The organism is Duganella sp. CY15W (genome assembly GCF_009857555.1).
In the GTDB taxonomy this organism is placed as follows: Bacteria; Pseudomonadota; Gammaproteobacteria; order Burkholderiales; family Burkholderiaceae_D; genus Rugamonas; species Rugamonas sacchari.
This window is the reverse complement of sequence record NZ_WWCQ01000001.1, coordinates 1,505,671-1,515,459: the sequence shown is the minus strand read 5'-3', so window position 1 is coordinate 1,515,459 and position 9,789 is coordinate 1,505,671. Positions and strand designations below refer to the sequence as shown.

Annotated in this window: 10 protein-coding genes; 6 read left to right on the top strand and 4 right to left on the bottom strand. The window is 61.5% G+C overall.

Annotated features, from left to right (window positions below):
* Positions 1-11: 11 nt before the first annotated feature.
* The 4 genes from GTP58_RS06825 to GTP58_RS06810 form a co-directional block, all read right to left on the bottom strand.
* Positions 12-242, bottom strand: a complete 231-nt coding sequence (locus GTP58_RS06825; protein WP_161076774.1) for an MbtH family NRPS accessory protein — start codon at positions 240-242, stop codon at positions 12-14.
* A gap of 138 nt (positions 243-380) precedes the next feature.
* Positions 381-587, bottom strand: a complete 207-nt coding sequence (locus GTP58_RS06820; protein ID WP_072782456.1) for a DUF4880 domain-containing protein — start codon at positions 585-587, stop codon at positions 381-383.
* A 68-nt stretch (positions 588-655) separates the two neighbouring features.
* Entirely contained in the window at positions 656-1,156 is a 501-nt protein-coding gene (locus tag GTP58_RS06815) for an RNA polymerase factor sigma-70 (RefSeq protein ID WP_072782459.1), read from the bottom strand.
* 275 nt (positions 1,157-1,431) lie between these two features.
* Positions 1,432-4,017 (bottom strand): bifunctional aconitate hydratase 2/2-methylisocitrate dehydratase, encoded by a 2,586-nt coding sequence (locus GTP58_RS06810; protein ID WP_161076773.1) that lies wholly within the window; start codon positions 4,015-4,017, stop codon positions 1,432-1,434.
* A 203-nt stretch (positions 4,018-4,220) separates the two neighbouring features.
* Here GTP58_RS06810 and GTP58_RS06805 point away from each other — a divergent pair, with 203 nt between their 5' ends.
* From GTP58_RS06805 to GTP58_RS06780, 6 genes are all read left to right on the top strand, one after another.
* Positions 4,221-5,432 (top strand): DUF2252 family protein, encoded by a 1,212-nt coding sequence (locus GTP58_RS06805; protein ID WP_161076772.1) that lies wholly within the window; start codon positions 4,221-4,223, stop codon positions 5,430-5,432.
* A 68-nt stretch (positions 5,433-5,500) separates the two neighbouring features.
* Entirely contained in the window at positions 5,501-6,586 is a 1,086-nt protein-coding gene (locus GTP58_RS06800) for a catalase family protein (protein ID WP_229215440.1), read from the top strand.
* A 12-nt stretch (positions 6,587-6,598) separates the two neighbouring features.
* Positions 6,599-7,297 carry a hypothetical protein gene (locus GTP58_RS06795; protein ID WP_161076771.1) on the top strand — a complete coding sequence of 233 codons (699 nt, stop codon included), beginning with the start codon at positions 6,599-6,601 and terminating at the stop codon, positions 7,295-7,297.
* Position 7,298: 1 nt separating this feature from the next.
* Positions 7,299-8,669: a Dyp-type peroxidase gene (locus GTP58_RS06790; protein WP_161076770.1), complete on the top strand. Its 1,371-nt coding sequence runs from the start codon at positions 7,299-7,301 to the stop codon at positions 8,667-8,669.
* A 99-nt stretch (positions 8,670-8,768) separates the two neighbouring features.
* A complete protein-coding gene (locus tag GTP58_RS06785) occupies positions 8,769-9,137 on the top strand; it encodes a hypothetical protein (RefSeq protein ID WP_161076769.1) in 369 nt (122 codons plus the stop codon).
* Positions 9,137-9,787 (top strand): DUF2459 domain-containing protein, encoded by a 651-nt coding sequence (locus tag GTP58_RS06780; protein WP_229215505.1) that lies wholly within the window; start codon positions 9,137-9,139, stop codon positions 9,785-9,787. Before GTP58_RS06785 ends, GTP58_RS06780 begins: the two co-directional genes overlap by 1 nt.
* Positions 9,788-9,789 lie beyond the last annotated feature (2 nt).

Below are 9,789 nucleotides of genomic sequence, written 5' to 3'. Positions count from 1 at the left end.
TGTCCCGCGTATCAGCGTGCGCTGGATTGTTCGGCCATCCAGTCGCGTAGCGACTTGGGACGCATATCGGTCCACGTCTTCTCGACGTATTCCAGCACGCTCTTCTTGTTGCCATGCACGCCATCGATGGCACGCCAGCCGCCGGGCACCGCTTTCCATTGCGGCCAGATCGAATACTGTTCTTCGTGATTTACAAGGACGATGAAGACTTCATCTTCACGATCGAAACAACTGGTGGACATGCGCTAACCTCATGATGGTGATGGCAGCGCCGCGCATTCCGACATGGAAGGCCAGCGGCACTACTCTCCCCTATGACGCATGAGGCAAAGCGAAATTTACTGCGATGGGTAAGGAAAAAACGGCTGCAGCGCGCCAGTTCAGGCCTGCCTGTCCGCAGGCGGCACAAGGCCCGCCGCAAGCCAGACGCGGCGCGCTTCTTCATATGCCTTGAGGTGATCGGGGGAGGCTTTCAGCCACGCCGCCAGTTCGGCCAGCGCAGCTTCATCGAGCGCATTTTCGTGCTCGCGTTGTATCCAATCGAGGGCGCTTTGCCAATGCTGGTCAGCGTTTGTATTTGTCGTCATGGCCTTGCCGATATGAGATGCACGACATCGTCATTGACGCCGTCGGCACATTATATCAACTGGCGTTATCAGGCCGCCCGCAAGGCATCGCGGCAGCATTCCATCGCATCGCGGATCATAAAGTTCACCAGCGTGGTGGAGATGCCAAGGTGGGCCGCCACCTCGCGCTGGGTTTTGCCGGCCAGCCGGTGCAGCTCGAATGCGGCGCGGGTGCGTTCCGGCAGTTTGTCGAGCGCACGCGCCACACGGACCAGCTCTTGGGTATGGATGGCCTGCACTTCCGGCGTGACGTTCGAACCGGGCTGCAAGTCTTCCTCGCCCGGCGAAAACACCTGCTGCTCGAAAGCGGCGCGGCGATGACGGTCGATGGCCAGGTTACGCACCAGCTGAAACAGGTAGGCCCCAGGATTCAGAATATGCAGCTCTTCGATACCGTCGGCCAGCTTGACATACGCATCCTGCACAACATCCTCGGCGCGCTGGCGGCAACCCAGGATGCGCGCGGCTGCATCGCGCAATTGGGTGCGGGATGCAATAAAGAGCTGACGGATGTCGACAGCAGTGGTCATGGGCATGGGCATATGTGAGAGTTTGAATGATAATGATTCGCGTTTACTGATTCTCGCAGATGCTAGCCTTTTTTGCAATGTGTCTTTTTTTGCAGGGTGTGAGGAAAATACTGTTGCGTACAAAGAAGGGCGCAGGCCCCGTCACCACGGGCTTTGCCAGGGAAAAGCCGCAGCGGTCCGCCCCCATCCTTGTACAGCCAATGGATATCTTTTTGATAGTCGAAAAAAAACCCCTGATTGCTCAGGGGCTTTTGGGCGATAGCCGGAAGACCGGATTAGACCTTGACCGTATCGGCGACAGCGCGGAACTCTTCGATCTGGTCGAAGTTCATGTAGCGATAGATCTTGTCAGCGTTCTGGTCGATCACGCCGATGTGCGACATGTACTCTTCCTTGGTCGGGATGCGGCCCAGAGCCGAGCACACCGCTGCCAGTTCGGCGGAACCCAGGTACACATTGGTTTCCAGACCCAGACGGTTCGGGAAGTTACGGGTCGAGGTCGACATCACGGTAGCGCCCTTGCGGATCTGCGCCTGGTTACCCATGCACAGCGAGCAGCCCGGCATTTCCATGCGGGCGCCGGTGCGGCCCAGCGTGCCGTAGTGGCCTTCGGCGGTCAGCTGTTGCGCATCCATCTTGGTCGGCGGTGCGATCCACAGACGCACCGGGATATCCGATTTTCCTTCCAGGACTTTGGACGCCGCGCGGAAGTGACCGATGTTGGTCATGCACGAACCAACGAACACGTCGTCGATCTTGTCGCCGGCCACGTCAGCCAGGGTCTTGACGTCGTCCGGATCGTTCGGGCAGGCGACGATAGGCTCGTGGATGTCGGCCAGATCGATTTCGATGACGGCTGCGTACTCGGCGTCCGCATCCGGCGACAGCAGGTTCGGGTTGGCCAGCCATGCTTCCATGGCCTTGATACGGCGTTCCAGCGTGCGCTTGTCCTGGTAGTTATTGGCGATCATCCACTTCATCAGCGTGATGTTCGAGGTCATGTACTCGATGATCGGCTCTTTATCCAGGTGCACGGTGCAACCAGCAGCCGAACGCTCTGCCGACGCGTCGGACAGTTCGAATGCCTGTTCCACTTTCAGTTTCGGCAGACCTTCGATTTCCAGGATACGGCCGGAGAAGATGTTCTTCTTGCCTTTTTTATCCACGGTCAGCAGGCCTTGCTGGATCGCGTACAGCGGAATCGCGTTGACCAGGTCACGCAGGGTCACGCCTGGCTGCATTTCGCCTTTGAAACGTACCAGTACCGACTCCGGCATATCCAGCGGCATGACGCCGGTGGCGGCGGCAAACGCCACCAGGCCGGAACCTGCCGGGAACGAGATACCGATAGGGAAACGGGTGTGCGAGTCGCCGCCGGTGCCGACGGTGTCCGGCATCAGCAGACGGTTCAGCCACGAGTGGATCACGCCGTCGCCTGGACGCAGGGCCACGCCGCCACGGTTTTCAATGAAGGTTGGCAGTTCGCGGTGCATCTTCACGTCGACGATTTTTGGATACGCCGCAGTGTGGCAGAACGACTGCATCACCAGGTCCGCCGAGAAGCCCAGGCAAGCCAGGTCTTTCAGCTCGTCGCGGGTCATCGGGCCGGTGGTGTCTTGCGAACCCACCGTGGTCATCTTCGGTTCGCAGTAGGTGCCTGGACGGATGCCCTGGCCTTCTGGCATGCCGCAAGCACGGCCAACCATTTTCTGCGCCAGCGAGTAGCCCTTGCCGGTGTCGGCCGGGTTCTGTGGCAGGCGGAACAGTGTCGATGCTGGCAGGCCCAGCGTTTCGCGCGCCTTGGTGGTCAGGCCACGGCCGATAATCAGCGGAATACGGCCACCGGCACGGACTTCGTCGAACAGCACGTCGGATTTCACCTTGAACTCGGCAATGACAACGCCGTTCTTCAGGGCCTTGCCTTCGTATGGACGCAGTTCGATGACGTCGCCCATTTCCATTTGGGTCACATCCAGCTCGATCGGCAGTGCGCCTGCATCTTCCATGGTGTTGTAGAAGATAGGAGCGATCTTGGTGCCCAGGCAGACGCCACCGAAACGCTTGTTCGGAATGAATGGAATGTCTTCGCCGGTGAACCACAGCACCGAGTTGGTCGCGGATTTACGCGACGAACCGGTACCGACCACGTCGCCAACGTAGGCCACCAGGTTGCCCTTGGCTTTCAGCGCTTCCAGCTGCTTCAGCGGACCGACCCTGCCTGGCTCTTCAGGATTGATGCCTGGGCGTGGATTTTTCAGCATCGCCAGTGCGTGCATCGGAATGTCAGGACGGGTGGTGGCGTCAGGTGCTGGCGACAGATCGTCGGTATTGGTTTCGCCGGAAACCTTGAACACGGTCAGGGTCAGGCTTTGTGGCACTTCCGGACGCGAGGTGAACCACTCGGCATCCGCCCACGATTGCAGCACGCCCTTGGCGCGCGCACTGCCTTTGTCGGCCAGTTCCTTGACGTCGTGGAAGTAGTCGAACATCAGCAGGGTTTTCTTCAGGCCTTCAGCAGCAACGTCGCCGACCACCGCGTCGTCCAGCAGATCGATCATCGGCTTGATGTTGAAGCCGCCCAGCATGGTGCCCAGCAGCTGGGTCGCCAGTTCGCGCGAAATCAGCGGCGAAGTTTCGGTGCCCTTGGCAACGGCGGTCAGGAAGGCGGACTTGACCTTGGCGGCATCGTCCACGCCCGCAGGTACGCGGTTGGTGATCAGATCGACCAGGAATTGTTCTTCACCGGCAGGTGGGTTCTTCAGCAGTTCCACCAGGTCGGTGGTCTGGGCTGCGGACAGCGGCAGCGGAGGAATACCAAGGGATGCACGTTCGGCAACGTGGTCACGATAAGCAGCTAACATAAGAGATCTCGTCAGGTTGATTGCAGGGCAGGCAATGAGCGACCGCCTGTTCTGAGCGCTATTGTACATCAACAACTCTTATATAAGACATATAATAGGAGACGCCACCGCAGTTTTTGCCACATTCGATGCACAAAAGCACTTGAGCTCTACTGTTGGGCTACGCACAGTGACGCCGGCGAAGTCCGGGCAGAATCGTGTTCATGGCAAAAACACCAACATACTCCTCCAGGCCATCTACCCTGCCCTCCCCGGAACAACGGCGCCCTTTGTTACTACGGCGACGCGACGCCAAAATGGCCAGGTCGCCGCACGCCTATGTACGGGGCAATACCGCACAGTATTACGACTGGCTGCACTCGCTGGCCGGACAACGGCTGCCGCGCGGGCCGGCGATCTGGATCTGCGGCGACTGCCACGTGGGCAATCTGGGGCCAGTGGCCGATTTCGACGGCAAGGTGCAACTCGAATTACGCGACTTCGACCAGACCACCATCGGCAACCCCACCCATGATCTGATACGGCTTGGCCTGTCCCTGGCAACAGCGGCACGGGGCTCGTCGCTGCCGGGCGTGGTCACAGCGCATATGCTACAGCACATGCTGCTCGGATACCAGCGGGCGTTTTATCCTGGCCACGATGGCCTGGTTGCCAAGCCTGGCGTGGTCAAGTCCGCGCTGCGCCACGCCCAGCAGCGTTCATGGCGCATGCTGGCCCGGGAGCGCGCCATCGACGTGCGCCAGACCATCCCGCTCGGCAAGAACTTCTGGCCCCTGAGCGAGGCGGAACGCGCCGCCATCGCAGAGCTGTTTGCCGACCCGCTCGTCATGGAGCACATCACCGGCAGCCGTGCCGCCGGCGAGGCCGACGCGCCGCAAGCCACCGTGCTGGACGCCGCCTACTGGGTCAAGGGTTGCAGCTCGCTAGGCCTGCTGCGCTACGCGGTACTGGTGGATTTCAATGGCGCGCACTGTCTGGTCGACATCAAGGAAGCGGTGGCGGCCACCAGTCCGCGCTACCGCCGCATCAGCATGCCGCGCGATAACGCCCGGCGTGTGGTTGAAGGCGCCAGCCACCTGTCGCCTTCGCTGGGGCAGCGCATGGTGGCGCGCCGCTTCATGGAGCGCGGCGTATTCGTGCGCCAGCTGATGCCGCAAGACCTGAAACTGGAAATTGAACATCTCGAGATCCATGACGCGGTACGCACCGCAAGCTACCTGGCCTACGTGGTCGGCCGCGCCCACGCCGCGCAAATGGACAGTGGCGTCCGCGCCCAATGGCTGCAGGAGTTGATGGCCAATCCCGGCAAGATCACCGGCACGCCGGAATGGCTGTGGCAAAGCGTGGTGCAACTGGTCGCCAGCCACGAGGCGGGCTATCTGGAGCATTGCCGCCAGTACGCCATGTCCGGCTAAAGCAAGGCCATTTTTTTAAACAAAAAAAGCACCATCGTGCGTTTTCAATCCCAACTACCGAGGAAATTGTGAGCCCCATACTTTACACACCAGACATTGAAGTCATCGATGAAGAAGAGCGCACGCTCATCAACCAGATCGTTGAACAGATGGGCGCCACCTCACGCTGCGCCTTCGAACGCCACCGCCATGCACTGCGCGATGCCCATGCCAAGTCGAACGGTCTGCTCAAAGGGCAGCTCACGGTGCATGCCGATTTGCCCGACGAATTACGCCAGGGCCTGTTCGCCCAGCCGCGCACCTACGACGTGGTCGCCAGGCTGTCGTCGGCGCCGGGTGATATCCATTCCGATGCCATCCCGGCAGCGCGCGGCTTTGCGCTGAAGATCATCGGCGTCGAAGGTGAGCGGCTGACGCCCGATATCGCTGGCCACAACCAGGACTTCCTGATGGTGAACTTCCCTGCCCTCGCCTTCGGCACCATCGCCAAATACAAACGCATGCTGACGCTGCTGGAGGCCAATGCCCATGCGCCTGACACCTTCCAGCGCCTGGTGGCCGGTACCGCCCACGGCGCCAAGCAGGTGGTCGAAGCATTGGGCGGTACGCCGGGCGCCACCCTGGACGGACTCGCGCGCGACAACCACCATCCGCTGGGCGAGACCTACCATACCCAGGCCGCCATCCGCTTCGGCGACTACATCGCCAAGCTGGCACTGCATCCCAGCTCGGCCAGCGTACGCCAATTGACCGGCCAGCCGGTGGACGACATCGCCTACGCAGGCATGCGCGATGTGGTCGCAGCGCATTTTGCCCAGCATGGCGCCGAGTACACGCTGTCGGCCCAGCTATGCACCGACCTGGCCAGCATGCCGGTGGAAGATGCCGCCGTCACTTGGCCGGAGCAGACCTCCCCGCACCGCCCGCTTGCCACGCTGCGCTTCGCGCCGCAGTCCACCGCCCATCCGGCGCGCCAGGTCTATGGTGACGACGTCCTGTCGTTCAACCCATGGAACGGCATCGCTGCGCACCAGCCGCTTGGCGGCATCATGCGTATCCGCCGATTTGCCTACGAACGCTCCACTGCCTTCCGCCATGCGATGAACGCGCAGCCGCGCGTTGAGCCGGGCCAGGCTTCCGATATTCCCGATTGAAAGGACACCCCCATGACTGACCACAGCACCGACCCACGCCTGGCCGACGAATCGGCCCTGCAAGCCATCCGCCGCAAGATCGACGCGGTCGCCCATGATGCGCCCCACCTGGCGAAAATCGCGCTGGAAGCCCTGGTGCGCAAACATAACCCGGACCTCAAGGGCAGCGCCAGCTCCGCCGGGCGCGCCGGCAAGCAGTCCGGCAACGTCTCCGAACTCACGGCCATCGCGCCGCTCAAGCCTGGCGGCGCCGAGCGCCTGCGGCGGATTTTCGATCTGACCAACGGCAATATGGATGGCGCGCAGCGGGTCTCCACACTGCACGACATGCGCTTCGTGTTCTTTGACAACGATACGCGCATCCTGTTCGCCACCACCTACGATGGCGACTGGGACAGCTACATCAACGACTTCGCCACCAAGATTCCGGAATTGATGGATCTGCTGTTTGCCAATATCGAGGGCTGGCCTGGCATCGACAGCCCGGCAGTAAAGGACTTCATCGCCGGCCATCAGATCGACGCAGCGGGCTGGTTTGTCGCCAATCCGCAGGTCACGGTGGTGGACACCCGCCGCTTCCAGCGCATGGACAAGGCGCTCAACGCCTTCCTCGACCAGATGTCGCGCCAGCCGCCGCAGGACGAAGCCACCCGCCAGGCACTCAATCAGTTGAGTACCGCCTTGTCCCAGCCGGAAGGAGTGGATTACTGATATGGCCTTCCTCACCGATCTCACAGCGCGCTTCAAGCGCGAACACGTCACACTGGCGCTGGATGATATCCAGGCCCTGATCCTGCGCTCCCGCCCGGAACCCTATGTCGGCCTGCATGCCATGCTGCATATCGACGATGCAGCGGGCGGACGCGATCTGATACGCCGCATGGCGGAACACATTCCATCAGCCGCCGGCTGGACCGATGACCGCGATGCCTGGATGGGCATGGCGCTAAGCTTCCAGGGTCTGAAGGCGCTGGAAGTGCCGCAGGCTTCGCTGGACAGCTTCCCGCTGCCGTTCCAACAAGGCATGGCGCAGCGTTCCGAGCAGCTGCGCGATGTCGGCAGCAACGCATCAGAACACTGGGACCCGGCATTCCAGCCGGGCACCTGCCACCTGGCGCTGACGATTTATGCGCGCGACCAGGCCGCGCTGGACGTGGCAAAAGCCAAGGCCATGGACGAACTGGGCCACTCGCACGGCGTCACGCTGGTGGCGCAACACGCTTTCGGCGCCGACGCCGATGCCAAGAATCCGTTTGGCTTCCGCGACTCCATTTCGCAGCCGTCCATCGCCGGCAGCGGCATCGCGCCCACGCCGGGACAGGAACGCGCCATCGCCGCCGGCGAGTTCATCCTGGGTGAAAACAGCGAAACCGGCGCGCCGGTGGCCATGCCTGATCCACCCGAGCTCGGCCGGAACGGCTCTTTTGTGGTGCTGCGCAAGTATCAAAGCCAGGTCGGCGCCTTCAATGACTTCATCCGCAACCAGGCCGGCAGCGAGGCCGATGAAGAATTATTGGCCGCCAAAATGGTCGGACGCTGGCGCAGCGGCGCGCCGCTGGTGATGTCGCCGGACCACGACGATGCCGCCCTCGGCGCAGATCCCGGCCGGAATAACGATTTCGATTTTTCCAAGGACCCGCGCGGCCTGCTGTGTCCACACGCCGCGCATATGCGGCGCCTGAATCCGCGTGACAGCCAGCTGACCATCCTCACCGACATCAATATCCACCGGATTATTCGCCGTTCCTCGACCTTCGGTCCCAAATGGCAGCGCAGCCTGACGGCGCAAGATGACAAGGGCGACAGCGGCATATTTTTCATTTTCATCAGCGCCCGTGCCTACGACACCATGGAATTCTTCCAGCAGGAATGGATCAACCGCGGCAATTTCATCGACCTGGGCGAGGAGCGCGACCCGCTCGTGGGGCTGCAGGAGCCGCCAGGCAGTTTCACCATCCCGGAAACGCCGGTGCGCCGCCGGATCGACGGCGTGAACACCTTCAACCGCCTGCGCGGCGGTGAGTACCTGTTCATGCCGTCGCTGAGCGCGCTGCGCTGGATAGGAAATGCCGACTGGCGTTAAGTAGGCAACGCCAGCCTCCACATTCGCTTGAGGCTGGCCGCCGTTGCGTATATCCTGAACAACAGGATGGCGGCCCACAAACCAGCGGGAGAGCTCGAGATGACGGAAATATTGAAGCCCAATCAAGAGAATCAAACGCCAGAGCCGCCGGCCATACCGTTCCGTACCCTGCTCTACCGGTTCATCTTCTTCGACTGGCTATTCCGCGATGTCAATGCGGCGCGCAACCGGTTTGAGCGCCACGCGGCGCTGCAGCACAACAAATACATGAGCCGCTACCTGCCGGTCTACCTGCGCCGCTGGAGCGTGCTGGCCACGTTCGACTTCGGACTGGGGTTCCTGTTTGAGCGCGGTTTGCAGGCCACCATGCTGTCGGCCTACTTCTTCACCTGGTCATGTATGACACTGGCCGGCATGGCAGTGATTGTGGTAGCGTGGGTATTTCTGACCTTCGGCCGTTTTTCTTGATGCAATCAATCCAGCAGTGCTTCCTCTTCGTCTTCACCTTATTCCTGACCGGCTGTGCCGGTACCCCAAGCCGGTCTGACCTGCCGGCAGAAAAAACGCCGTACACCGTACATGTGGTGCAGTATGGCTGGCATACCGCGCTGCTGTTTGACGGCCCGTCCTTCCTGGCCCGCAGCACCAAATTGGGGCACGATTTCAAGGACCACAAGTACATGCTGGTCGGCTGGGGCGATGGCGAGTATTTTGTCGAAGACCACCCCAGCATGGGGCAGGCCGTCAAGGCGCTGGTGGCGTCCGACTATCCGGCGTTGCAGGTAGGCGGCCGCGAGACCAATCCACCACTGGGCGTGGCCGCCGGAGACAGCGTCGCGCTGGCGGTCACGGAAAGCGGCTATGCGCAACTGGTCGCCTACGTTGACCGCAGCATTGCCGCCGATGCGGACGGCAAACCGGTTTACCTCGGCAAGCAGGTGGTGAATCTGAACCTGTTCTACAAGGCCACCGGCAATTACAGCATGTTCAACAACTGCAATTCATGGCTGGTTGGCGCGCTGCGGGCCGCCGGCTTGCCGGTATCGGGCATCAACCTGACTGCCCGCAGCGTCTTCGAGCAAGCCGAGCGCATTTCTGCGCTCCAGCGGCAGAAGTAGTG